The sequence below is a fragment of the Bradyrhizobium sp. HKCCYLRH3099 genome (assembly GCF_051167855.1).
Taxonomy (GTDB): Bacteria; Pseudomonadota; Alphaproteobacteria; order Rhizobiales; family Xanthobacteraceae; genus Bradyrhizobium.
Genome location: NZ_JBNPTW010000001.1, coordinates 144,441 through 165,906, shown reverse-complemented (window position 1 = coordinate 165,906; position 21,466 = coordinate 144,441). Strand labels below are relative to the sequence as shown.

General features: G+C 65.9%; 22 protein-coding genes. 10 read left to right on the top strand and 12 right to left on the bottom strand.

What is annotated here, in order from left to right:
- Positions 1–142: 142 nt before the first annotated feature.
- Positions 143–1,900, bottom strand: coding sequence for a serine hydrolase (locus ACQR1Y_RS00805; RefSeq protein WP_434878554.1), 1,758 nt, complete (start codon positions 1,898–1,900; stop codon positions 143–145).
- A 429-nt stretch (positions 1,901–2,329) separates the two neighbouring features.
- On the opposite strand from ACQR1Y_RS00805, the gene ACQR1Y_RS00800 reads away from it, so the two are divergent.
- Positions 2,330–2,671: a phasin family protein gene (locus tag ACQR1Y_RS00800; protein ID WP_012044785.1), complete on the top strand. Its 342-nt coding sequence runs from the start codon at positions 2,330–2,332 to the stop codon at positions 2,669–2,671.
- Between the two features lie 82 nt (positions 2,672–2,753).
- Here ACQR1Y_RS00800 and ACQR1Y_RS00795 read toward each other — a convergent pair whose 3' ends face one another.
- Entirely contained in the window at positions 2,754–4,523 is a 1,770-nt protein-coding gene (locus ACQR1Y_RS00795) for a pilus assembly protein TadG-related protein (RefSeq protein WP_434861655.1), read from the bottom strand.
- Positions 4,524–5,008: 485 nt separating this feature from the next.
- Here ACQR1Y_RS00795 and clpS point away from each other — a divergent pair, with 485 nt between their 5' ends.
- Both clpS and clpA read left to right on the top strand, forming a co-directional pair.
- Entirely contained in the window at positions 5,009–5,341 is a 333-nt protein-coding gene (clpS, locus tag ACQR1Y_RS00790; protein WP_434861656.1) for an ATP-dependent Clp protease adapter ClpS, read from the top strand.
- 358 nt (positions 5,342–5,699) lie between these two features.
- The gene (clpA, locus tag ACQR1Y_RS00785) at positions 5,700–8,090 is read left to right on the top strand and encodes an ATP-dependent Clp protease ATP-binding subunit ClpA (RefSeq protein WP_434861657.1); all 2,391 of its coding nucleotides are present in this window, start codon (positions 5,700–5,702) and stop codon (positions 8,088–8,090) included.
- A gap of 120 nt (positions 8,091–8,210) precedes the next feature.
- Here clpA and ACQR1Y_RS00780 read toward each other — a convergent pair whose 3' ends face one another.
- From ACQR1Y_RS00780 to bla, 7 genes are all read right to left on the bottom strand, one after another.
- Positions 8,211–8,519 (bottom strand): HigA family addiction module antitoxin, encoded by a 309-nt coding sequence (locus tag ACQR1Y_RS00780; RefSeq protein ID WP_434861658.1) that lies wholly within the window; start codon positions 8,517–8,519, stop codon positions 8,211–8,213.
- 107 nt (positions 8,520–8,626) lie between these two features.
- The gene (locus tag ACQR1Y_RS00775; RefSeq protein WP_434878658.1) at positions 8,627–9,373 is read right to left on the bottom strand and encodes a sulfite exporter TauE/SafE family protein; all 747 of its coding nucleotides are present in this window, start codon (positions 9,371–9,373) and stop codon (positions 8,627–8,629) included.
- Positions 9,374–9,397: 24 nt separating this feature from the next.
- Positions 9,398–9,811 (bottom strand): hypothetical protein, encoded by a 414-nt coding sequence (locus ACQR1Y_RS00770; protein WP_434878555.1) that lies wholly within the window; start codon positions 9,809–9,811, stop codon positions 9,398–9,400.
- Positions 9,812–9,817: 6 nt separating this feature from the next.
- On the bottom strand, positions 9,818–11,242 hold the full coding sequence (locus ACQR1Y_RS00765; protein ID WP_434878556.1) for an MFS transporter: 1,425 nt from the start codon (positions 11,240–11,242) through the stop codon (positions 9,818–9,820).
- A 108-nt stretch (positions 11,243–11,350) separates the two neighbouring features.
- Positions 11,351–11,668, bottom strand: coding sequence for a c-type cytochrome (locus ACQR1Y_RS00760; RefSeq protein WP_434878557.1), 318 nt, complete (start codon positions 11,666–11,668; stop codon positions 11,351–11,353).
- A 45-nt stretch (positions 11,669–11,713) separates the two neighbouring features.
- A complete protein-coding gene (locus ACQR1Y_RS00755; RefSeq protein ID WP_434861661.1) occupies positions 11,714–11,875 on the bottom strand; it encodes a hypothetical protein in 162 nt (53 codons plus the stop codon).
- A gap of 136 nt (positions 11,876–12,011) precedes the next feature.
- Positions 12,012–12,911 carry a class A beta-lactamase gene (bla, locus tag ACQR1Y_RS00750; RefSeq protein WP_434878558.1) on the bottom strand — a complete coding sequence of 300 codons (900 nt, stop codon included), beginning with the start codon at positions 12,909–12,911 and terminating at the stop codon, positions 12,012–12,014.
- A 94-nt stretch (positions 12,912–13,005) separates the two neighbouring features.
- Here bla and ACQR1Y_RS00745 point away from each other — a divergent pair, with 94 nt between their 5' ends.
- Positions 13,006–13,890 (top strand): LysR substrate-binding domain-containing protein, encoded by an 885-nt coding sequence (locus tag ACQR1Y_RS00745; protein WP_434878659.1) that lies wholly within the window; start codon positions 13,006–13,008, stop codon positions 13,888–13,890.
- 16 nt (positions 13,891–13,906) lie between these two features.
- Here the strand turns inward: ACQR1Y_RS00745 and ACQR1Y_RS00740 are convergent, their stop codons facing one another.
- Positions 13,907–14,863 carry a helix-turn-helix domain-containing protein gene (locus ACQR1Y_RS00740; protein WP_434878559.1) on the bottom strand — a complete coding sequence of 319 codons (957 nt, stop codon included), beginning with the start codon at positions 14,861–14,863 and terminating at the stop codon, positions 13,907–13,909.
- Positions 14,864–15,057: 194 nt separating this feature from the next.
- Between ACQR1Y_RS00740 and ACQR1Y_RS00735 the strand changes: the two genes are divergently transcribed.
- A complete protein-coding gene (locus ACQR1Y_RS00735; protein WP_434878560.1) occupies positions 15,058–16,074 on the top strand; it encodes a carbon-nitrogen hydrolase family protein in 1,017 nt (338 codons plus the stop codon).
- Between the two features lie 7 nt (positions 16,075–16,081).
- Here ACQR1Y_RS00735 and ACQR1Y_RS00730 read toward each other — a convergent pair whose 3' ends face one another.
- Both ACQR1Y_RS00730 and ACQR1Y_RS00725 read right to left on the bottom strand, forming a co-directional pair.
- Complete coding sequence (locus ACQR1Y_RS00730) at positions 16,082–16,543, bottom strand: PEGA domain-containing protein (RefSeq protein ID WP_434878561.1); 462 nt, start codon at positions 16,541–16,543, stop codon at positions 16,082–16,084.
- Positions 16,544–16,656: 113 nt separating this feature from the next.
- Positions 16,657–17,592 (bottom strand): glycine reductase, encoded by a 936-nt coding sequence (locus ACQR1Y_RS00725; RefSeq protein ID WP_434878562.1) that lies wholly within the window; start codon positions 17,590–17,592, stop codon positions 16,657–16,659.
- Between the two features lie 160 nt (positions 17,593–17,752).
- On the opposite strand from ACQR1Y_RS00725, the gene ACQR1Y_RS00720 reads away from it, so the two are divergent.
- The 5 genes from ACQR1Y_RS00720 to ACQR1Y_RS00700 all read left to right on the top strand — a co-directional run bounded on the left by ACQR1Y_RS00720 (position 17,753) and on the right by ACQR1Y_RS00700 (position 21,439).
- Complete coding sequence (locus ACQR1Y_RS00720) at positions 17,753–18,733, top strand: transglycosylase SLT domain-containing protein (RefSeq protein ID WP_434878563.1); 981 nt, start codon at positions 17,753–17,755, stop codon at positions 18,731–18,733.
- Between the two features lie 102 nt (positions 18,734–18,835).
- Entirely contained in the window at positions 18,836–19,582 is a 747-nt protein-coding gene (locus ACQR1Y_RS00715; RefSeq protein WP_434861668.1) for an AzlC family ABC transporter permease, read from the top strand.
- Complete coding sequence (locus ACQR1Y_RS00710) at positions 19,579–19,923, top strand: AzlD domain-containing protein (protein WP_434861669.1); 345 nt, start codon at positions 19,579–19,581, stop codon at positions 19,921–19,923. The genes ACQR1Y_RS00715 and ACQR1Y_RS00710 overlap by 4 nt, the downstream gene beginning before the upstream one ends.
- A 67-nt stretch (positions 19,924–19,990) precedes the next feature.
- Entirely contained in the window at positions 19,991–20,467 is a 477-nt protein-coding gene (gene tsaA, locus ACQR1Y_RS00705; RefSeq protein ID WP_434861670.1) for a tRNA (N6-threonylcarbamoyladenosine(37)-N6)-methyltransferase TrmO, read from the top strand.
- Positions 20,468–20,482: 15 nt separating this feature from the next.
- Positions 20,483–21,439 (top strand): NUDIX hydrolase, encoded by a 957-nt coding sequence (locus ACQR1Y_RS00700; protein WP_434861671.1) that lies wholly within the window; start codon positions 20,483–20,485, stop codon positions 21,437–21,439.
- The last annotated feature ends 27 nt before the right edge of the window (positions 21,440–21,466 follow it).

Below are 21,466 nucleotides of genomic sequence, written 5' to 3'. Positions count from 1 at the left end.
CGTCATGGTGAAGAAGTTCTAGCGGCAAATCCTTGACGAGTGGTTTGCACCCGCGCCGCCGGCCATCGGTCGCGCGAGGCCCAAACGAAAAGGCCCGCGCTGTGTCGCGCGGGCCTCACCGTCCAAAGTGTCAGTGACGTTGTTAGTTGTGCACGGTCATGCAGGAGATGTCGGCACGCTTCAGCTTCTTGCACACGGCCTCGGCCTGATCGCGATCGAGGCCGGCGAAGCGGGCGCGTATCAGAGTCTTGTCGCCCTTGGACACGGTCTCGGTGAAGGGATCGGCCTTGCTCAGCAGGCCCTGGGCGGAGCTGCGCGCCGCCTCGATGCGCTTCTGAGCTTCGGCCTCGCTGTCGAGCGCGCCAACCTGGATGATCCAGCCGCTGCGCGCCACGGCCGACTTGCTCGGAAGTTCGGGCGCGGGGCTGGCGGACGCGAGCTGCGTGGGTTGCGGCGCCGGAGCGGGAGGAGCGGCATAGGCCATCGCCTGAGAGGAACCCGCCGGCAGGCTGGAAGCCGGCAGCACGCCGAGAATGCCGTTGCCGGTGCCGTGACCCGCCGGCTGCGGCGGCATTTCGGGACGCGGCGCGTCGGCGCGGGCGATCGGCGGAGCCGGCTCGATCGCCTCGACGCGCTGGGCAAACGGAGCGGGAGCAGGGGCGGCCGCAACCGGCTGCGGCGCAGCGGTCGCGAGCTTCACGGCGCCGGCCTTGACCTGGACCGTCCGGACCTTGACCGGCTTCATCGGCTCGGTGGAGCCCGGAACGAGCGAGATCGGATTCTGAATCACGCCTGAGGTCATCGGCGCCGGCTCGGCCTTGGCTTCCTTCGGTGCCGACGGCGGCAGCGCGGCTGTGGCCTCGGAGAGGGTGGAGATCAGCTTGGCGGCACGGCTCGGGGCCGGCGCGGCCTCAGGCGCCGCCGAGGCGAGCTGCATTGAGCCCTGGTCGGCGTCGCCGTTGTCCGAGCTGCCGCGCTCGCTGATCGCCGCCACGGTGCGGCGGGTCGCGCCCTTCTCGAGATTTTCGGCGAGCAGATTGCGCATGATGGCGTCGCGCGAGCCACCGCTGCGGCCTCCCAGCACGACGCCGACCAGGAAGCGGTTGCCGCGGCGGATCGAGGTCACGAGATTGAAGCCGGACGCGCGCGTGTAGCCGGTCTTGATGCCGTCGACACCCTCGACGCTGCCGAGCAGGTGATTGTGGTTGCGGATCGACTGGCCGCGATAATTGAAGACCTCGGTCGAGAAGTAGCGATAGTAGCGCGGGAACCGGTCCTGGATGGCGCGGCCCAGGATCGACTGGTCGCGGGCGGTCGTGATCTGCTCGTCGGCCGGCAGGCCGGAGGCGTTGACGTAGGTGGTGCGGCTCATACCCAGCGCGCGCGCCTTGCGCGTCATCAGCTTGGCGAAGTCGTCTTCGTCGCCAGCAATCGCCTCGGCGATGACGACGGCGGCGTCGTTGGCCGAGCGGGTGACCAGGCCCTTGATCGCGTCCTCGACCCGGATGCTCTGGCCGGGACGCAGCCCGAGCTTGGTCGGCGACTGCTCGGAGGCATGCTCGGAGACCGGCATCTCAGTGTCGAGCTTCATCTTGCCGGACTCGAGCCGCTCGAACAGCAGATAGAGCGTCATGATCTTGGTGAGCGAGGCAGGATGCCGCAGGGAGTCCGGATTGGTCGCCGTCAGCGTCGCGCCGGAATTGCCGTCGACGATGATCGAGGCGAAGGCCGGGCTGTAGCTGCCCTCATCATTGTGCGGCGAATGGCGTGCGTGATGATGCCGGTGGCGGCGCCGCGCTTCTGCGCTGTCGACCGTGACCACTGCTGCCGTCGCGAGGGTGATCAGTCCGTAGACGCCGACCCGCCACAGGCGCGAGGAAGCCATTTTTGTGCGAAGCATGAAATCCCCGTCCAATTTCTGACGTGATCACCGGCTCGTAAGGCGAAATTGTGCCGAACGCCCTGTGATCGTGCCTGCCGGACCCTCCAGAACCGCGCCGTACCGCGGCACCGCATCGAAAGGCCCGAACTGAGGTTTTGTTAAGACGCTGTTTTAGAACAGCTTTACGGTTCGGCCGACGCTGGCCGGGACCATCGGGGAGGTTAGGACGGTCGAGTTGCCAAAGTATTAAAGAAATCTTGCCTCGACACTCCGGATTTCTGCTGATTCGATCCGCGACGGGGCAGAAATCCCTGTATTCCGCGGCAATGCCTGCAATGGTGCATTGCACAAGATTCTTGCTTTTATTGTGCGGTGCACTATATTGGTGCCGCGTCAGGGAACCGGGGCTTCCCTGTGGGCGCTCAAAGTCAGGGAAAGGAATGCCACATGTTTAAGGTTGAAGACTTTCAGAACTACGGCAAGGAGCAGTTCGAGACCGTCGTGAACTCCGCGACCACCGTCCAGAACGGCCTCCATGCGATCGCCACCGCCTACGGCGACTATACGAAGAAGTCGTTCGAGGACACCAAGTCGTTCGTCGAGAAGCTCCAGGGCGTGAAGTCGCTCGACAAGGTGCTCGAGGCGCAGACCGAGTTCGCCAAGTCGGCTTACGAGACCTTCGTCGCGGATTCGCAGAAGATCGCCGGCCTCTATTCGGATCTCGCCAAGCAGGCGTTCAAGCCGCTGGAAGGCATCGCTGCGAAGTTCACCCCGCCGGCCGCGCACTGATCGCGTTCGCGCCCGCAGGGAGCACAAAGCCCGGCTCGCGCCGGGCTTTTTTGTTGGCTGAATGCGTGGGGCGCCCGCGCCGCTATCTGGCGACGCGCAGCTTCGACAGGGCCGTGCCGATCGAATTGAACGTGGTCACGATCTGGCTCGAACTCGTCAGCATGTAGAACTTGTCGGGACTGCTGGCGCAGTTTTGCAGCACGGTCGAGGTGGGGTCGGCAGGCGAACTCGTGTTCACCTGGATGGTGTAGATCGTGTACATCGCGTTCCCCTTCGAATCCTTGGTGTTCTTCAGATTCGAGCAGAGCAGGGCCTGACGTGCGTCGATCGGATTGCCCGAGGCCTGCGACGAGCCGTTGCCGTATTCGGGCCAGCGGTCCTCGGTGTTCAAGCCGTCCGACAGCAGGATGATGACGCGGTTGTAGGTGGTGTTGGCATCTTCCGACGGTGCGCCGAGCACGCCGTTCGGGATCAGCGATTGCACCGCCCATGCGAGCCCGATCGCCTGGTTGGTGCCGCCGGTCGGCTGCATGGCGTTGACGGCGCTCTTCAGTGAACTCCAGCTGTAGCTGAGCGGGACGATCTGCGCGAGCTTGGTCGAGGCCGTGCTGCTGCAATATTGGGTGTTGTTCTCCATGTGCTGGTTCGTCGGGAACAGCGTCTTGACGTCGGACGCCACCGGCGAGACCGCGGTCGCGTCGTTCGGCTGGGTGCGGTCGGCGACGCAGCCGGTCCAGCTGCTGAAGGCGTTCGCCACCCAGGTCTTGGTGTAGGTGTTGACCTTGCAGGTGTAGCCGCTGGTGCCGGATGTGCCCGTGCAGCTGCAGCTCTCATTGGCGCCGTTGCTGCACTTGCAGCTCGAGCCGGTGCAATAGGTGACCACCGTCGATGTCTTGGCCGTCGTCCAGCAGCCATTGTAGTAGCTGTGCGAGGCTGAGTCATAACCGGGGCAGACCTGGCCGGCGTTGGCGTCGCCGGTCTTCGGGATCGTCGAGGTGCTCGCGCTGCCCGAGGTCGGACCGCTGACGCAGCCGAAATAGTAGCCATTGCCCGAGGTGAACGGGCAGGCGGATCCCGGCCCGACCATGTCCCATTGCGCCTGGGTCAACTTCGTATTCGGGATCGCGGCCTGGTAGGAGCCGTTGTTGGGCTGAATCGTGGGCGGGTTCTGCCAGTCGGTCCAGTCGAGCCAGCTCTGGCTGTAATTGCTGGCGCCGACATTGACGACCTTGGCGAAGGGAACGACCGAGATGTAGACGTCGCCGGGCGTTTTCGCGAGGCCGCTGAGCTGGTCGATCAGCCCGCCGCTGCCGGCCACCGCGTTCTGCAGCGCGGTCATCTTGCCGCTCGAGGCCATCGAGCCGGTGTTGTCGAGCGCCAGCGCCACCCGCATTTTGACGTCGCCCCAGGTGGTCGTGCCCTTGACGCCGAAATCCATGGTGGGGAAGCCGACGATCTTCATAAACTGGGTGACGATCTGGCCCGAGGCCGACAACTGAATGTTGGAGGGTGAGGAGCTCGTCGATGCGGTATAGCTGACGTTCACGGTGACGTTCTGGGCATCGGCGCTGGTGTAGAGCGCCTTGAAATAGGCCGATGCCTTCGCCGGGACGTCCGACGCTGTGATCGTGCCCTGCGACAGGTCGCGCGACAGCATCAACGCGGCGGAGTCCAGCGCCCCCTGCATCGACGTCCTCGCCGCATTCACCCGGCTGTAGTCGATGCCGGCGCCGATGAAGGCCAGGATCGGAACGAGCGCGATGGCGAACAGCATGGAGATGTTGCCGCGGCGGTCGCGGACGAACTGTGGCACGACGCGGCGGCAGAAGCGGAGCGGGGAAACGGCGGTCATGTCGCTCACCAAAAGTGGTTTCTGCAGGTGATTTCCGCGGCCGGTCGATAAAGGCAGGTGAATCCGAAACCGGAAAACCGCAGGTGTGCCCGCAGCCCGGCACCGCTCCCCCGGCGAATCCGGTTCCCTGTCAATGCCCAGTGAATGGGCTTTGTAAAATGCGGTCGGTTTGATTAACCTTCGGTGCCATCGCCGGGGCAGGGAATCGGTCCTGCCGGGGCGCCGTGTCCCTCGCGGTCATGCGCTTGCGGCAGACCCGTCACTGACCCATATTCCTGGTGTCGGTCCGACCGGACCGGTCGGCTGGGACAGGCGATCTGGAAAGCAGGACCGGGTGGCGGAAGCGGCCCGGCCGGGGACAGGACGGGGCAGCCCTTATTGAGACACCCTCTCCAGGGAAACTCTTTATTGGTGTCCTCGTCGCCATATCTAACGCGTGCAAGATGTCGCAGCCAACTTCCAGATTGAACCGATCCGCGCCCAGGATGAGCAATAACGACAATAAATCGGGTGGTCCGGGTGGCCCCGTCACCTCGGTGATCACCAAGGTCAAGCCGAAGACCAAGCGTCCCAATCTCTATCGGGTCCTGATCCTCAACGACGATTACACGCCGATGGAGTTCGTGGTTCACGTCCTGGAGAAATTCTTCAACAAGGACGTCGAGGCCGCGACCAAGATCATGCTTCACGTGCACCATCACGGCATCGGCGAGTGCGGTGTCTTCACCTACGAGATCGCCGAGACCAAGGTGACGCAGGTGATGGACTTCGCCCGCAAGCACCAGCACCCGCTGCAGTGTGTGATGGAGAAGAAGTAGCCGCGTCTCCCGATCCGGGGGCCGCGATGATCGCTCAGCCGATGATCGGACGCGCGTCGGCTGATGGAGCGTGAGGGCAATTGCCGCATCTTCGGCGTGCCCGGAGAGTGCTTCGTCCGCAGAATTACGGCCGATCCGGTCCCGTCTCTTTGGGGACTCAGAACGGCTCTTCCCGTCGGTTGTCGAGGCTGGGTTCGCCTCAATCGGAACGGGTTTTGCATTAACGATCCGGTGAACCCGTAATCGAGACGCTCGGCCGGTCTTTTGTCGCACTCGGTTATAACTATATTTGACAAAGGTTGTTGTTGCCTGACCGGGCGGCGGCGATCATGATGGCAAGGGGCCACAGAGGACGCGCATGCCGACTTTTTCTCAAAGCCTTGAACAATCCCTGCATCGTGCGCTGGCGATTGCCAACGAGCGTCATCATCAATACGCGACATTGGAACATCTCCTCTTGTCCTTGATCGATGACAGCGATGCAGCGGCCGTGATGCGCGCATGCAGCGTCGACCTCGACAAGCTGCGCGGCAGTCTCGTCAATTATCTCGAAACCGAGTTCGAAAATCTGGTCACGGACGGCAGCGACGACGCCAAGCCGACCGCCGGTTTCCAGCGCGTGATCCAGCGCGCGGTGATTCACGTTCAGTCCTCGGGCCGCGAAGAGGTGACCGGCGCCAACGTGCTGATCGCGATCTTCGCCGAGCGCGAGAGCCACGCCGCCTACTTCCTGCAAGAGCAGGACATGACGCGCTACGACGCCGTGAACTACATCAGCCACGGCATCGCCAAGCGCCCTGGTGTTTCCGAAGCGCGCCCGGTTCGCGGCGTCGACGAGGAGACGGAGACCAAGGGCAACGAGGACTCCAAGAAAAAGGGCGAGGCGCTGGAAACCTATTGCGTCAATCTCAACAAGAAAGCCCGCGACGGCAAGATCGATCCGGTCATCGGCCGTAACTCCGAGATCAACCGCGCCATCCAGGTGCTGTGCCGCCGGCAGAAGAACAACCCGCTGTTCGTCGGCGAAGCCGGCGTCGGCAAGACCGCGATCGCCGAAGGCCTGGCGAAGCGCATCGTCGACAGCGAGGTTCCCGAGGTGCTGTCGGCTGCGACCGTGTTCTCGCTGGACATGGGAACCTTGCTGGCGGGCACGCGCTATCGCGGCGACTTCGAGGAGCGCCTGAAGCAGGTGCTGAAGGAGCTCGAAGCGCATCCGAACGCGATCCTGTTCATCGACGAGATCCACACCGTGATCGGTGCTGGCGCGACGTCAGGCGGGGCGATGGATGCCTCGAACCTGCTGAAGCCGGCTTTGGCCTCGGGCTCGATCCGCTGCATGGGCTCGACCACCTACAAGGAATATCGCCAGCACTTCGAGAAGGACCGCGCGCTGGTGCGCCGGTTCCAGAAGATCGACGTCAACGAGCCGTCGGTCGAGGATGCGATCGCGATCCTGAAGGGCCTCAAGCCTTACTTCGAGGACTATCACCGGCTGAAGTACACCAACGAGGCCATCGAGGCCGCGGTGCAGCTGTCGTCGCGCTACATCCACGACCGCAAGCTGCCGGACAAGGCGATCGACGTGATCGACGAGTCGGGTGCGGCGCAGATGCTGCTCGCCGAGAACAAGCGCAAGAAGACGATCGGCATCAAGGAGATCGAGACCACGATCGCCACGATGGCGCGGATCCCGCCGAAGAGCGTGTCGAAGGACGACGCGGAGGTGCTGAAGAACATCGAGCAGACCCTGAAGCGGGTGGTGTTCGGCCAGGACAAGGCGATCGATTCGCTGTCGGCCTCGATCAAGCTGGCGCGGGCCGGCCTGCGCGAGCCGGAAAAGCCGATCGGCTGCTACCTGTTCTCGGGTCCGACCGGCGTCGGCAAGACCGAGGTGGCCAAGCAGCTCGCGGCGACCTTGGGCGTCGAGCTGCTGCGCTTCGACATGTCGGAGTACATGGAGCGGCATACCGTGTCGCGCCTGATCGGCGCGCCTCCCGGCTATGTCGGCTTCGACCAGGGCGGCCTCCTGACCGATGGCGTCGACCAGCATCCGCATTGCGTGGTGCTGCTGGACGAAATCGAGAAGGCGCATCCGGATCTGTACAATGTGCTGCTGCAGATCATGGACCACGGCCGGCTCACCGACCACAACGGCAAGCAGGTCAACTTCCGCAACGTCATCCTGATCATGACGACGAATGCGGGCGCGGCGGACCTCGCCAAGCAGGCATTCGGCTTCCATCGCTCCAAGCGGGAAGGCGACGACCACGAGGCGATCAACCGGCAGTTCGCGCCGGAATTCCGCAACCGCCTCGATGCCATCGTCTCGTTCGGCCATCTCTCGGTCGACGTGATCGGCATGGTCGTCGAGAAGTTCGTGCTGCAGCTGGAGGCCCAACTGGCCGACCGCGACGTCACGATCGAGCTGTCGGAACCGGCGAAGGCCTGGCTGATCCAGCACGGCTATGACGAGCAGATGGGCGCGCGCCCGATGGGCCGCGTGATCCAGGAGCACATCAAGAAGCCGCTGGCCGACGAGGTGCTGTTCGGCAAGCTGAAGAGCGGCGGCCACGTCCGTGTCGTCCTCGTCAAGGACGAGTCCGGTGTGGACGAGAAGATCGGCTTCGAGTTCGTCGACGGCCCGGTCTCGCCCAAGTCGGAAGTGCCGGCGGCGCGCAAGCGCAAGCCGAAGTCCGGCGGCAGCGGCCCGAAGGGCCCGGCGCCGAAGGGACCGCTGGTCAAGGCGTGATGGCCGGACCAAACCAATGAATGAAAAGGCCGGCTTCGCGCCGGCCTTTTCTATTTGGGTCTGTTTTCTTCAGTGGGTCTTTTCTTCAGGCCTCTTCTGCTCAGGCCTCGTCTGTCTCGCTCACGCCGCTGAATTGAGCGGCTTCGCGCGGTCGATCCGCTTGCGTTCACGTGGCGAATGCAGGGCGTTCCACAGATCGGTGCGGCGCTGGACGTTGAGCCAAAACTCTGCGCTGTTGCCGAACACGCGGGCGAGGATGAGGGCGGTGGCGGCGGTGACGTTCCGCTTGCCGTTGCAGAGTTCGTTGACGTGCTTGCGCTGCACACCCATCGCTGCCGCCAGCGCGGTCTGCGTCAGCCCGAGCGGCTGCATGAACTCCTCGACCAGGATCTCGGCTACTGTCGCCGGCTTGCGTTTCGTCATCAGCATGGATGCGCTCGCTGGTAGACTGCACCCATATCTCTGAGGGATCACGTTACGGACTTTGGAACGCACCCGATAAGGGGTCAAGCAGGTGGTCGACAAGGATCTCGCGCTCAGGCCGGCTTGATGAAGAAGTACACCGTCAGCCCGCAGCCGACCGCGATGATGAAGCGGCGCACATAGGCCGGCGGGATGATCCGGCCGAGGCGGGCGCCGACGAAGCCGCCGAGCATGCCCGTGCACATCATCGTCAGCGTCTCCAGCCAATGCACGCGGCCGGAGAAGGCGAAGATGATCGAGGCCATGATGTTCATCAGCGCGGCCAGCCAGATCTTCAGGCCGTTCATGGCGCGGATGTCGCGCATTCCGTAGAAGACGAGGGCTGCGAGCATGAGGATGCCGATGCCGCCGCCGAAATAGCCGCCGTAGATCGCGATCACGAACTGCACGGCCTGGATGGTCAGCGGCCCCAGCCAGGGCTTGCCGTCCTTCGGCGTGAAGCGCATGCCGAAGGCGAACACGACGGTGGCGAACAGGAGGAGCCACGGCACCAGGCGGCTGAAGGCTGCCGACGGCGTGACGAGCAGCAGGACGGCTCCGAGCGTGCCGCCGACCAGGCTGATGATCGACAGCCGCACCAGGTCGCGCCGCCACGACGCCTCGGTGTCTCTCAGGATGTCACGCGAGGCGAAGGCGCTGACGAACTGCCCGGGACAGAGCGCGACCGTGCTCGAGGCGTTGGCGTCGATCGCCGGAATGCCGGCGGCCAACAGGGTGGGGAAGGTCAAGAAGGCGCCGCCGCCGGCGAGCGCATTGACGATCCCCGAGCCGAAGGCAGCGAGCGCAAGCAGGGACAGCATCGTGAAGTTGGTCGTCCACACAGGTTATGCTTCCGTCGTTCGTAAAACATAGCCCGGGCTGTCGCTTCGGACTTCCCTCCTGTAAACCCTCTTCGGATCACCGTTTCGTAGCCCGAGCGAACGGGCCGTCTCCAGTCCCTCCAGTGCCAATGCGCCCGCGACCAACTCAGCAAGGCCGTCGAGGCTCGCCCGCTCGCCTTCTGACAGGCCATGCGGAGCACTGAGGGTAAGCCAGTATCGATAGTCGCTGAACTCCGCATAGTCGGTCAACGCCAACTTGACGGTGATGCCCAGTGCCTCACCAACGATGTATGTGTTCTCCACGTAGAACGAACTCTCGCGAATCTCCACGAACCTCACATTCAGGCGACTGAAAATCGACAGAGCGAATTCGGCTAGATTCAGTGACTCATCGTCCCGAATGAACACTTCACTCATCTGCCGCTACTCGCCCTTCAGCCGCTGGCCATCATGAACGCGGACATGCTCGGCACCGCGCGCGCCAGCCGGCGACAGCCGGAGCATGCTCAGGAACGCGCCGACCAGCGCGAAGCCGACACCGGTCAAGAGCGACAGCCGCGTGCCGCCCGAAGGGTCGAGCGCCAGGAACATCGCGACCAGCGCCGCACCGGTGGTCTGACCGAGCAGCCGCGCAGTGCCGAGCATGCCGCTGGCGCCGCCGGCGCGTTCGCGCGGCGCGGCGGCGATCATGGTGCGGTTGTTCGGCGTCTGGAACAGGCCGAAGCCGCAGCCCGCCAGCGCCATTCGCCAGACGACGTCCCAGGATGACGGCTGTTGCGGCAGCAGGCCGAGCGTGAGGAGTCCGGCTGCGAAGATGACCAGGCCGATGCCGCCGAGCAGACCGGCCGGCACGCGCTCCACCAGCCGTCCGGCGATCGGCGCGGTCAGGCCGACCGCGATCGGCCAGGGAGTGATCAGGAGGCCCATCTGCACCGGCGAGTAGCCGAAATGGCTTTCGAGATAGAACGGGATCGCGACGAAGGCGAGCATCTGGCCGCAGAACGACGAGATCGAGGTCGCGATCGACAGCGCGAACACAGGGATGCGCAAGAGGTCGAGCGGCAGCAGCGGCGAGGCCATATGGGTCTGGCGATAGACCAGCCAGACGCCGGCGATCACGGCGACGACGAACTCGATCGCGCAGGTCACCAGCGCCTCGCCATGGCCGAGGCTGTCGACCGCGGCGATGAGGAAACCAAACGTCACCGCGCTCAGCGCCGCACTCTGCCAGTCGAACATGTGCGGCGCGCGCGGCGTATGCGGCAGGAAGCGGAAGCCGAACACGAAGGTGACGATGCCGAGCGGCACGTTGATCGCGAACAGCCAGGGCCAGCTGCCGATGGCGAGGATGCCGGCCGCGATCGTCGGTCCCACCGCGGCGGACACCGCGACCACCATCGCGTTGACGCCGATGCCGCGGCCGAGCAGCGCCTGCGGATAGGTGAAGCGCACCAGCGCCGAGTTGACGCTGAGAATGCCGGCGGCGCCGAAGCCCTGCAGGATGCGCGCGAGCGTCAGCAGCAGCAGGCTGTCGGACAGCGCGCAGAACGCCGACGCGGCGGTGAACAGCACGAGACCTGCGAGATAGACCCGGCGATAGCCGATGATCTCGCCGAGCGAGGCCAGCGGCAGCAGCGAGATCGTCACCGCGAGCTGATAGCCGTTGACGATCCAGATCGAGAACGCCGGGCTGGCGTTGAGATCCCGGGCGATGGTCGGCAGCGCGACATTGGCGATGGCGCCGTCGACCACCGCCAGCACGATCCCGAGCGCGATCGTGACGATCGCCCAGGTCCGCTGCGGCAGCGGCAGGCCGTCGGCATGCACCATCGTGGTCGTAGAGTTCATTGCGCAGGCTCCCGCCGCAGCCGGGCCGCGGATGAGGGACGGGCACGGTCAACCGCACCGCACAATCCGCGTTCCATGCGCTCAGGCGGGACCGAGGCGTCAGCGCCTTCAACGGACCTGAATGGCCTTGAGATAATTGACCACGGCTTCCGCGTCAGGCCGGTCGAACTGGAAGCTCGGCATGTCCTTATGGATGGTGGAGAGGCCGTTTTGCAGCCGCTGAGCAAAATCCTCGTCGTAGAGCTTGCTGTCACCGAAGGTCCTGAACGGGGGCGCGTCCGGGTGCGGGCTGGCGCCGGTGGGACCTATCGCATGGCATCGGCTGCAAAGGCTTTGCAAGAGCGCTTTTCCACGCTTCTGCTCGCTGTCCAGCGCATGGCTGGCGGTGGATGCCAGCGCCAGCAGCAGCAGGCAGGCGGATCCCATTCGTCGTCTCATAAACGCGTGTCTCGCTTGGACTTGCGCCCAGGGCTACCAGCGGCCCTCGGCCTTGCCATAGGCATACAGGGCCACGAGCCCGATCGTCACCAGGGTCGAGCCGATCAGGACGATCCGGTCCCAGCGCAGCTCGGTCTCCTCGTCGCGCTGCAAGGTCAGCAGGGAGAACAGGGCCTTCATGGCAAAGCGGCGCATCGGATCGGTCCCGGCAGCGGCCCCGCATTTCGATGATGTGGGCCGGTGCCACTTTAGCCCGCCCGGTCGGTGCCCCGCCATGACGAACATCGCGTGGGCCGAGCCCTCGAGGCTGAACGGAAGCACGGTGCCCGAACTAACCCGCCTGTCCGAGCACGACGTCCGCGACCGCGCGCGCGACCTTCGCGATCGTGGCGTTGCGCTCCTCCGGCGAGGCTTGCGAGCCGGTCAGATAGGCCGTGACCAGAACCGGCTTGCGGCCTGGTGGCCAGAAAACGCCGATGTCGTTGGCCGTGCCGCGCTCGCCAGAGCCGGTCTTGTCGGCGGTGCGCCAGTCACGTGGCACACCGGCCCGCAATCGGGTGTCGCCAGTCTTGTTGGCGAGCATCCAGCCCGTCAGCCTCTCGCGCATGGTCGTCGACAGGACGTCGCCGAGCAGCAGGCGGCGCAGGTTCTGCAGTATGGCGGCCGGACTGGTCGTGTCGCGGGGATCGTCGGCCTTCGCCTCGTTGAGCTCGACTTCCCAGCGGTCCAGACGGGTGACCTCGTCGCCGATCGATCGGACGAAACCTGTCAGTCCCGAGGGACCGCCGATCTGCCGCAACAGCAGATTTCCCGCGGTGTTGTCGCTCTGCGTGAGCGCAGCTTCGCAGAGTTCGGCGAGGGTCATGCCGCGGCCGACATGCTCCTTCGTCACCGGCGAATAGGTCACGAGATCCTTCGCCTCGAACGCAATGCGCGTGTCGAGCTGCAAGTCGCCGGCGTCGACGCGCTTCAGAACCGCTGCGGAGGCCAGGCATTTGAACGTGCTGCACATCGGAAAGCGCTCGGCCGGACGCAGGCCCGCCTCGAACCCGGTCTGAGAGTCGAGCACGGCGACGCCGAGCCGTCCGAGACTCTCGCGTTCGATGCGGGCGAGTTCCTGTTCCAGGCGCGCTCTTCGGTGGTCCGCCGCGTTGGCCGCTGGCGATCGCAGCCAGCTCGCCGAAGCCGCGATGCCCAGCATTCCAAGACCGAGATGACGTCGCGTCAGCATGTTCATTCTCCCGTGACGGCGCGAACCTGCCGAACGGGGTGACGACTGACAAACGATCATTTATGCGTCGAGCCATGAGCAGAACTTGGCCATCATGCCCATCCGCAACCATCTCCCGTTGAACGCTCTTCGCGCCTTCGAAGCGTCCGCGCGGCATCTGAGCTTCACCAAGGCGGGCTTGGAACTCAGGGTCACGCAGACCGCGATCAGTCACCAGGTGAAACAGCTCGAGCAGATGCTGGGCGCCAGCCTGTTCAGGCGGCTGCCGCGCGGCCTCACGCTGACCGACGAAGCGCTTGCTCTGTTTCCAGTGCTCAACGACGCGTTCAGTCGCATCAGCGGCGCGATCGATCGCATCGAGACGAAGGGAGCCCGCGAGGTCGTGACCGTCGGTTGCGTCGGCACCTTCGCCACCGGATGGCTGCTGCAACGTCTCGACGGCTTTCGCGAGATGCACCCCTATATCGATCTGCGCCTGCTCACCAACAACAACCGCATCGATATCGCTGGCGACGGGCTCGACATCGCGCTTCGCTTCGGCGACGGCTCCTGGCATGGCACCGAAGCTCTCCATCTGATGTCCGCGCCGCTGTCGCCCGTCTGTCATCCCGACGCCGCGAGCCGTCTGCGCGCGCCGTCGGATCTCGCGCGTGAAAATCTGCTGCGGTCCTACCGCGCCGAGGAGTGGCCGCTCTGGTTCGCGGTCGCGGGTGCTCCGTGCCCGATGATCCAGGGGCCGATCTTCGACAGCTCCGTCGCGATGGCCGAAGCGGCCGCGCGCGGCGTCGGCGTCGGGCTGGTCCCCATCGCCATGTTCGAGCGCGAGCTTCAGACCGGTCGGCTGGTCCGGCCGTTTGCAGCCGAGGTCGCCGCCGGCTCGTATTGGCTGACCTGGTTGAAGTCCAAGGAGCCGACGTCCGGCATGCGCGCGTTCCGTGACTGGATCATCGATGCCTTGCGCGCCGGTACGCCGGCCTGATCGCGGGCGTGGGCGTTCAGCGCTTCACGGCGCTGCGCCGCCACTCGCTCGGCGTCAGGCCGAACTGCTCGCGGAATACGCGGCCGAAATGCGAGAGATCGTTGAAGCCCCAGGAAAACGCGATCTCGCCGATCTGACGATGCACCAGCGACGGCGAGCCGAGGTCACGCCGGCAGTGCTTGAGGCGCTCGGCCAGAACGAAGCGTTGAAACGAGAGTTGCTCGTCGGAGAACAGGTCGTTGACGTAGCGCGCCGACAGGCCGAGTTCGCGCGCGATCGCCTGCAGCGACAGATCCGAATCCGACAGCCGCGTCCGGATATGTGCCTTGATACGGTAGAGCAGGGCCGCGCGATGGCTGGACGACGGCAAGGGCTGCGTGCTGAGCCGCTCGGTCAGAGTCATCGCAAGCAGGTCGGCGGCCTGATCCGCGAGGTGCTCGGCATGCTCGACGCCGATGTGATCGGCGCGCTCGCACAGCTTGATAATGAAGTCATAGGCGAGCGGCTGCAGCGGGCTGTCGCCGCCGAAGGTGATCGCCGTGACTGCCTCGGTCGCGCCGATCCTGCGCTGCAGCATCTCGCGCGGCAGCTTGAACACGGTCTGCCGGAAGACCGCGTCGAACTGCAGCTCATAGGGCCGCGTCGTGTCGTAGATCGCGAACTCGCCGGGCCGGATCACCGTGTCGCGGCCGTCCTGGGTGACGCCGCCGGAGCCCTCGCGTCCGAGCGCGACCAGCACGTAGTCGGCATCGGCCCGCGCGATGCGCTGCGTTGTCCGGCGGACGCGCTGCTGGTCGGAGGCCACCTCGGAGCAGACGGCCCGGCCCAAGGTTGTGTGCGTCACCGCGCCGCGAAACGCGCTGCCGAGATCGGACGTGCAGTCGAGACCGACATAGACGTCGCAGACGATATCCTGCCACAGCGCCAGCCGGCGGTGGCCCGGGCTTCCCTCCGTGGTGAACAGGACCGGCATCGCGCGGCCTCCCCTTGCACCTGTGCCAATGGACGGTCGGAAATGCAGCAAATTCCGGGCCGGCAGGCCGCCTTGCGCCGGCCGCAGTCGAGTTTTCGTTCCCGCCAAGACGAGCGCGAATGGCGGCCGAGGTCAATACTCCCTGGCGAGGCGCGGCGCTGTGCGCCGCCGATCCGGCAGAGGGGAGACGAGCGATGGGACTGGCACATCCGAAATACAAGGTCGCGGTGGTGCAGGCGGCGCCTGCCTGGCTCGACCTGGACGGTTCGATCAAGAAGACGATCGCGCTGATCGAGGAGGCGGCTGACAAGGGCGCCAAGCTGATCGCCTTCCCGGAGGTCTTCATCCCCGGCTATCCGTGGCACATCTGGATGGATTCGCCGGCCTGGTGCATCGGCCGCGGCTTCGTGCAGCGCTATTTCGACAATTCGCTGGCCTATGACAGCCCGCAGGCGGACGCACTGCGCGCCGCCGTGCGCAAGGCGAAGCTGACGGCCGTGCTCGGCCTGTCCGAGCGCGATGGCGGCAGCCTCTACATCGCGCAATGGCTGATCGGCCCGGATGGCGAAACCATCGCCAAGCGCCGCAAGCTGCGGCCGACCCATGCCGAGCGCACCGTCTACGGCGAGGGCGACGGCAGCGATCTCGCCGTGCATGACCGTGCGGATATCGGCCGGATCGGCGCGCTGTGCTGCTGGGAGCACCTGCAGCCGCTGTCGAAATACGCGATGTACTCGCAGAACGAGCAGGTGCACGTCGCGTCCTGGCCGAGCTTCTCGCTGTACGATCCGTTTGCGCCGGCGCTCGGCGCCGAGGTCAACAACGCCGCCTCGCGCGTCTATGCCGTCGAAGGCTCCTGCTTCGTGCTGGCGCCCTGTGCGACGGTCTCTCAGGCGATGATCGACGAACTCTGCGACCGGCCCGACAAGCACGCGCTGCTGCATGTCGGCGGCGGCCATGCCGCGATCTTTGGCCCGGACGGCAGCATGCTCGTCGAGAAGCTGCCGCCGGAGCAGGAGGGATTGCTGATCGCCGAAATCGACCTCGGCATGATCGGCATCGCTAAGAACGCCGCCGACCCGGCCGGGCACTATTCGCGCCCCGACGTCACGCGGCTGCTGCTCAATAAGAAACCGCTCAATCGCGTCGAGGCGTTCGCACTGCCCGTCGATGCGGTAGCGCCCGGCGAGGCTCAGGCTGCCGCCGGCTGACGGCGCGCTAGGTCCCGGCCTCCGGATGTGCCGGCGGCGGCGCCGACCGGCGCGGCGGCCGTTGGGCTCGCGCCACGGGGGCCGCCATTTTCGGCTGCAGGGTGACGATCACCGGATTGGGCTTGTGGTCGGTCGCCGCGCCGGTCGCAGCGTCCACACCCATGCCGATCAGGCCGCCAGCGATGATGTTGCCGGCAAAGCCGGCGGCGCCTGCCGCGGGGATGTCCTTCGTCAGCGGAATGATCTGGGTCTCATAGCCCGGCTTTTCGACGGTGACGGAGATATCCGCATTGCGCTTGGCGACGAACGAGCACGGGGTCGTGCAGGTCATCGGCGCCTCGAGGCCGGAGACCGTCGCCTCCGCCCCTGACGGCGTCGAGGCCACGCTGATCGTCTCGGTCGTGCCGCGTGTGACGGACGCACAACCACCCAGGGCGGCGCACAGCGCCACCAACGCTACAACTCTCATTTGGTACTGCCCCCTTGAACTCGGCGGAACTCAAGCTCAACTGGGACGGGAGAGCAAGCGCAATCAGCTTTTTCCGAAGGAAAATGCCGCTGAGTCCGGGGCAGGTGTGTCTTTCACGCCTGCTTTTCCCGGATCCCGCGCGCGATCGCCTTCTGCGCGTCGAACTCGGCGCGCCGCCGCGCGAGTTCGTCCGGGGCGAGCATGGCAGGATTGCTGTAGTCGCGCTTCCAGCCGTGATCGTCGCTCCATTGCAACGGCGATTGCACGGTCGTCCGTGCGGCTGGTGAACCTTCGAGAACACGCAACGCGAGTTCGAGCGTGAAGGCTTGCGACGCCGGGTCGTGCGGCTTGCCGGCGGAATTGCCGAGCGGAAAATCCGAGAACAGGAAGCGCGGCGCGGCCGCATGCTCGACGATATCTTTCGCGCAACCCACCACGACGGTGGCGATGCCGTTGGCTTCGAGATGCCGCGCGACCAGGGTCACGGTCTGGTGGCACACCGGGCAGTTCGGCACCAGCACGACGGCGTCGACGGCGTCGGCGCGGCAGCGTGCGAGAATGTCGGGCGCATCGGTCTCGATCGTCACACGCTGGCTGCGATTCGTCGGCGCGCCGAAGAAGCGTGGCCCGACCGCGCCGATGCGTCCCTCGCGTGCGAGCCGGATCAGTTGCGGCAGCGGAAACCAGGTGCCGGAATCCTCCGCCGACGTATGCGCGCGGTCATAGGCGATGTGCGAGATGCGAAGATCGTGCTGCGCCGACGTGTCGCCGTCAAAGACCGAGTAGAACTTCGCGCTTCCGTTATAGGGCGCTCCCGGACCTTGATCGCCCTTGGCCGGGTCGAATGGCGAGGCCGTGGTGATGATGGTGACTCGCGAGTCTGCCAGCGGCTTGCGCAAGGGCTGGAACGGCGCCGAGGTGTAGTGGGCCCAGCGATAGGGCGTATCGTAGCCGATCGCGAGATAATAGTCGCGCGTGCGGGCCATGTAGGCCAGCGGCGCGGCGTCATCGGGCGCAAAGCCGAGCTTGTCGTCAGTCGGGGCGGTCATCGGGGGCGCTCCATGAAGCCATGATCGATTTGCTAGCGGCGTGGGCCCGTGTGTCAAGGCGCCGCGCCCTCGCGGCCTCTTGGAACCGGATCGCCTCTGAGGCTTTGTCTGTCCGCGTTGGGGTTCGCCGGCAGCTGGCCGGCCATTTCTCATTGTGTCCATGCCCATTTCGTTGTCGGCCGCCTTTCAGTCTCTGAGCGTGGTTATCTGTCTCCTTGTCGCGACGATCTCTGCCGTCGCGGCCAATGAGGGCGAGACCGTCTGGCCGTTGGTGGACGGTGCCCCTCCGGCAAAGAGCGATCTCAAGGACGCCGCCGAAAAGACCCCCGAGCCGAAGGAGAGCGGCACGCGCGAGGCGATCTGCCTGATGATCGAATCCGCGGCCAAGGCGAACGATCTGCCGCTCGAGTTCTTCGCCCGCGTGATCTGGCAGGAGAGCCGCTTTCAGACCGATGCGGTCGGGCCCGTCACGCGGAGCGGCAAGCGCGCCCAGGGCATCGCGCAGTTCATGCCGGGCACGGCCAGCGAGCGGCAACTGCTCGATCCGTTCGACCCGGTGCAGGCGCTGCCGAAATCGGCGGAGTTTCTCGCTGAGCTGCGCACTCAGTTCGGCAATCTCGGCCTCGCAGCCGCCGCCTACAATGCCGGCCCGCGCCGGGTGCAGGATTGGCTCGGCGGCAAGGGACAGATCCCCTGGGAGACCCGCAACTACGTCTCCGCCATCACCGGCTCGTCGATCGACGATTGGGCGGCAGCAGGAAAGGGCGGCAAGACGCCGCCGAGCGCGCGGCCGACCTCGTGCCATCAGCTGATGGCGCTGCTGAAGCGCGCGCCCAACCCGTTCGTGACCCAGCTCGAGCAGCATGTCGCGGTGGCGGCTGCGAAATCCTGGGGCGTGCAGCTCGCGGCCGGCTTCGATCGCAACAGGGCATTGGCGATGTATGCGCGGGCGATCAAGGGGCTCGGCTCGGTGATCGGCGATCGCGATCCCAGCCTGCTGTCCTCGGTGATGCGCACGCGCGGCAACCGCGCCTTCTACCAGGTGCGGATCGGCGCCGACACGCGTGCCGAGGCGGATGCGCTCTGCAACCGTATCCGCGGCGCCGGCGGCGCCTGTTTCGTGCTGCGCAACCGCGCTTGAGGGCAGGTGGCTTGCGCCGCGTGCAGAGCCGCGCGCGTGCCGCGGCGGTTGACGGGGGGCGTTTTCGCCAGCCTTATCGCGCTCCGTTCCGCTGGGCCGCCCGTGACACTCCCTCCGCTCGATTCGCCGCAATGGCATGGTTCGCTGAAGGCCTTCGGCTGGGGCCTGCGCGCGACGTCGGCGACCATCCTGTCGGTGGTGCTGTTCGTCACCTTCATCGGCATCGGCGCGCTCGCCCACGACACGCATTTCAGCATGCTCTGGGCGATCCTCTCGACGGTGCTGGTCTGGGCCGGGCCGGCGCAGATCATCCTGGTGTCGACGCTCGGCTCCGGCCAGACCATCCTGCAATCGGCGATCGCGGTCACCATGAGCGCGATCCGGCTGTTTCCGATGGTCGTGGCGGTGCTGCCGCTGATCCGCTCGCCCCACACCAAGCGGCGGCATCTGGTGCTGATCGCGCATTTCACCGCGGTCACCTTGTGGGTGGAATGCTATCGCTTCCTGCCGCATGTGCCGCGCGAGCGCCGCATCGCTTTCGTGCATGGGCTCGGCTCGGGGCTGATGGGCGTCGCGCTGGTCGCGACCGTCATCGGCTATCTGCTCGCGGCCAACCTGTCGCAGACCTTCGGCGCGGCGGTGCTTCTGCTGACGCCGCTGGCCTTTCTGTTCTCCACCTTGCGCAACGCCAAGGAACTCGCCGACGTGCTGGCGCTGGGCCTCGGTCTCGTGCTCTATCCGCTGGCCGCGCGGCTCAACAGCGGCGTCGACATCCTGGTCAGCGGCGTGGTCGCCGGGACGCTCGCCTTCGCCGTCCACAAATGGCGCGAGCGGCGGGAGGCGGCATGAGCGACTTCATCGGCGACTGGCACGCTCTCCTTGTGCTGCTGGTGGCGGGCGTGATCCCGAACCAGATCTGGCGCCTGCTCGGCCTGTGGTTCGGCAGCGGCCTCGACGAGGGCTCGGACCTGCTGATGTGGGTCAAGGCGGTGGCGACCGCGATCCTGGCCGGCGTCATCGCCCAGATCCTGGTGCAGCCGCCGGGCGCGCTGGCCAGCGTGCCCTGGGGCCTGCGCTACGGCGCGGTCGTCGCCGGCCTCGCGGCGTTCCTTGTGACCCGCCGCTCGATCTTCGCCGGGGTGGTCTGCGGCGAGGCTGTCATGCTGGCCGGAAAATGGTGGCTCGGCTGAATTGCGCGGCCGCAATTGCGGCGCCGCAGGCTTCGGCTAGATTGCCGGGAGACCTGAGGATTCCGGAATGACCACAGATACCGATCTGCGCCCGGGCGAAGTCGCCGTCGACGTGCCGCAGCCGCGAGACGCTTCGCTGTATTTCATCGGCCGCATCCGCACGCCCTGGACCTCGCGGCTGGAGACGCCGCGCCAGGGCAGCTTTGAGGGGCCGGTGTGCCGGCTCGAGATCTTCGAGCCCTGGGTGCCGGCGCTGCAGGGCATCGACGGCTTCAGCCATCTCCAGGTGCTGTACTGGCTGAACCGCGCCCGCCGCGACCTCGTCAAGCAGAGCCCGCGCCATCATGACGGCGAGACCCGCGGGACCTTCGCGCTGCGTTCGCCGGTGCGACCCAATCCGATCGGCGTCTCGACCGTCCGCTTCGTCGCGCTGGAGGGGAGCACCGTGCTGGTGCGTGGCCTCGACTGTCTCGACGAGACGCCGCTGATCGACCTGAAGCCGGATCATTGCGTGTTCACGCCTGGGGCAGGCGAGGACAAATAGGACCAGCGATCCCCGATGGCGAACGTGAACAAGCGGCCGCAGAAGACCGTGACTGCGCTGGATGCGATCACTGCGGATCTCGTCGCCGTGCTGGTCGCGGTGACCGACGGCGATCCCCGGATCATGACGATCGAGCACGCGTCGGCGTTGCCGAGCGGGCCGTTCCAGTTCGCGCACCGCTCGCTGCAGATGGGCCTGCGCGCATGGGTCGAGGCGCAGACCGGCCATCCCCTCGGCTATGTCGAGCAGCTCTACACATTCGCCGATCGTGGCCGCTCGGGGGATCCGGAGGCGCCGCACCGCATCTCCATCAGCTATCTCGGACTGACGCGCGAGGAAGAGGGGCGAGAGGGCGTCGATGCGCAATGGTCGTCCTGGTACGAGTACTTCCCCTGGGAGGATCATCGCGACGGTCCGCCAGGTATTCTTTCGAAGATCATCGCGCCGAAGCTGAAGGCCTGGGCGCGCTCAGCCGATGATCCGGCGCAGCAGAAGACGCGATGGCGTCGCGCCGCCATCACTTTCGGGCTCGATGGCCGCGAGTGGAACGAGGAGCTGGCGCTGCAGCGCTATGAGCTGCTGTACGAGGCGGCGCTGATCCCGGAAAGCGTGCGCGAGCAGGGCGGCGAAGCGGTCGTGCCCGGCCGCGCGATGACGGGCGATCACCGCCGCATTCTCGCCACCGGCATCGCGCGGCTGCGCGCCAAGATCAAATATCGTCCGGTCGTGTTCGAGCTGATGCCTGACGAATTCACGCTGCTGCAATTGCAACGCAGCGTCGAGGCGCTGGCCGGACGGCTGGTGCACAAACAGAACTTCCGCCGCCTCATCGAGCAGCAGGAACTCGTTGAGGAAACTGGCGCAATGGCGGCCGACACGATCGGCCGGCCGGCCAAGCTGTTCCGCTTCCGCCAGGGCGTGCTCGCCGAACGCGCGGTGGTCGGAACCAAGCTGCCGCTCTCGCGCTCGTGATCTCCAGCCCTTGACACGACTTATGCT

What these genes read in the sequence shown, in the direction of transcription:
- ACQR1Y_RS00805 (WP_434878554.1), bottom strand. Translation starts at nt 1,900, where the DNA reads ATGCTTCGCACAAAAATGGCTTCCTCGCGCCTGTGGCGGGTCGGCGTC.
- ACQR1Y_RS00800 (WP_012044785.1), top strand. Translation starts at nt 2,330, where the DNA reads ATGTTTAAGGTTGAAGACTTTCAGAACTACGGCAAGGAGCAGTTCGAG.
- ACQR1Y_RS00795 (WP_434861655.1), bottom strand. Translation starts at nt 4,523, where the DNA reads ATGACCGCCGTTTCCCCGCTCCGCTTCTGCCGCCGCGTCGTGCCACAG.
- clpS (WP_434861656.1), top strand. Translation starts at nt 5,009, where the DNA reads ATGAGCAATAACGACAATAAATCGGGTGGTCCGGGTGGCCCCGTCACC.
- clpA (WP_434861657.1), top strand. Translation starts at nt 5,700, where the DNA reads ATGCCGACTTTTTCTCAAAGCCTTGAACAATCCCTGCATCGTGCGCTG.
- ACQR1Y_RS00780 (WP_434861658.1), bottom strand. Translation starts at nt 8,519, where the DNA reads ATGCTGATGACGAAACGCAAGCCGGCGACAGTAGCCGAGATCCTGGTC.
- ACQR1Y_RS00775 (WP_434878658.1), bottom strand. Translation starts at nt 9,373, where the DNA reads ATGCTGTCCCTGCTTGCGCTCGCTGCCTTCGGCTCGGGGATCGTCAAT.
- ACQR1Y_RS00770 (WP_434878555.1), bottom strand. Translation starts at nt 9,811, where the DNA reads ATGAGTGAAGTGTTCATTCGGGACGATGAGTCACTGAATCTAGCCGAA.
- ACQR1Y_RS00765 (WP_434878556.1), bottom strand. Translation starts at nt 11,242, where the DNA reads ATGAACTCTACGACCACGATGGTGCATGCCGACGGCCTGCCGCTGCCG.
- ACQR1Y_RS00760 (WP_434878557.1), bottom strand. Translation starts at nt 11,668, where the DNA reads ATGGGATCCGCCTGCCTGCTGCTGCTGGCGCTGGCATCCACCGCCAGC.
- ACQR1Y_RS00755 (WP_434861661.1), bottom strand. Translation starts at nt 11,875, where the DNA reads ATGCGCCGCTTTGCCATGAAGGCCCTGTTCTCCCTGCTGACCTTGCAG.
- bla (WP_434878558.1), bottom strand. Translation starts at nt 12,911, where the DNA reads ATGCTGACGCGACGTCATCTCGGTCTTGGAATGCTGGGCATCGCGGCT.
- ACQR1Y_RS00745 (WP_434878659.1), top strand. Translation starts at nt 13,006, where the DNA reads ATGCCCATCCGCAACCATCTCCCGTTGAACGCTCTTCGCGCCTTCGAA.
- ACQR1Y_RS00740 (WP_434878559.1), bottom strand. Translation starts at nt 14,863, where the DNA reads ATGCCGGTCCTGTTCACCACGGAGGGAAGCCCGGGCCACCGCCGGCTG.
- ACQR1Y_RS00735 (WP_434878560.1), top strand. Translation starts at nt 15,058, where the DNA reads ATGGGACTGGCACATCCGAAATACAAGGTCGCGGTGGTGCAGGCGGCG.
- ACQR1Y_RS00730 (WP_434878561.1), bottom strand. Translation starts at nt 16,543, where the DNA reads ATGAGAGTTGTAGCGTTGGTGGCGCTGTGCGCCGCCCTGGGTGGTTGT.
- ACQR1Y_RS00725 (WP_434878562.1), bottom strand. Translation starts at nt 17,592, where the DNA reads ATGACCGCCCCGACTGACGACAAGCTCGGCTTTGCGCCCGATGACGCC.
- ACQR1Y_RS00720 (WP_434878563.1), top strand. Translation starts at nt 17,753, where the DNA reads ATGCCCATTTCGTTGTCGGCCGCCTTTCAGTCTCTGAGCGTGGTTATC.
- ACQR1Y_RS00710 (WP_434861669.1), top strand. Translation starts at nt 19,579, where the DNA reads ATGAGCGACTTCATCGGCGACTGGCACGCTCTCCTTGTGCTGCTGGTG.
- tsaA (WP_434861670.1), top strand. Translation starts at nt 19,991, where the DNA reads ATGACCACAGATACCGATCTGCGCCCGGGCGAAGTCGCCGTCGACGTG.
- ACQR1Y_RS00700 (WP_434861671.1), top strand. Translation starts at nt 20,483, where the DNA reads ATGGCGAACGTGAACAAGCGGCCGCAGAAGACCGTGACTGCGCTGGAT.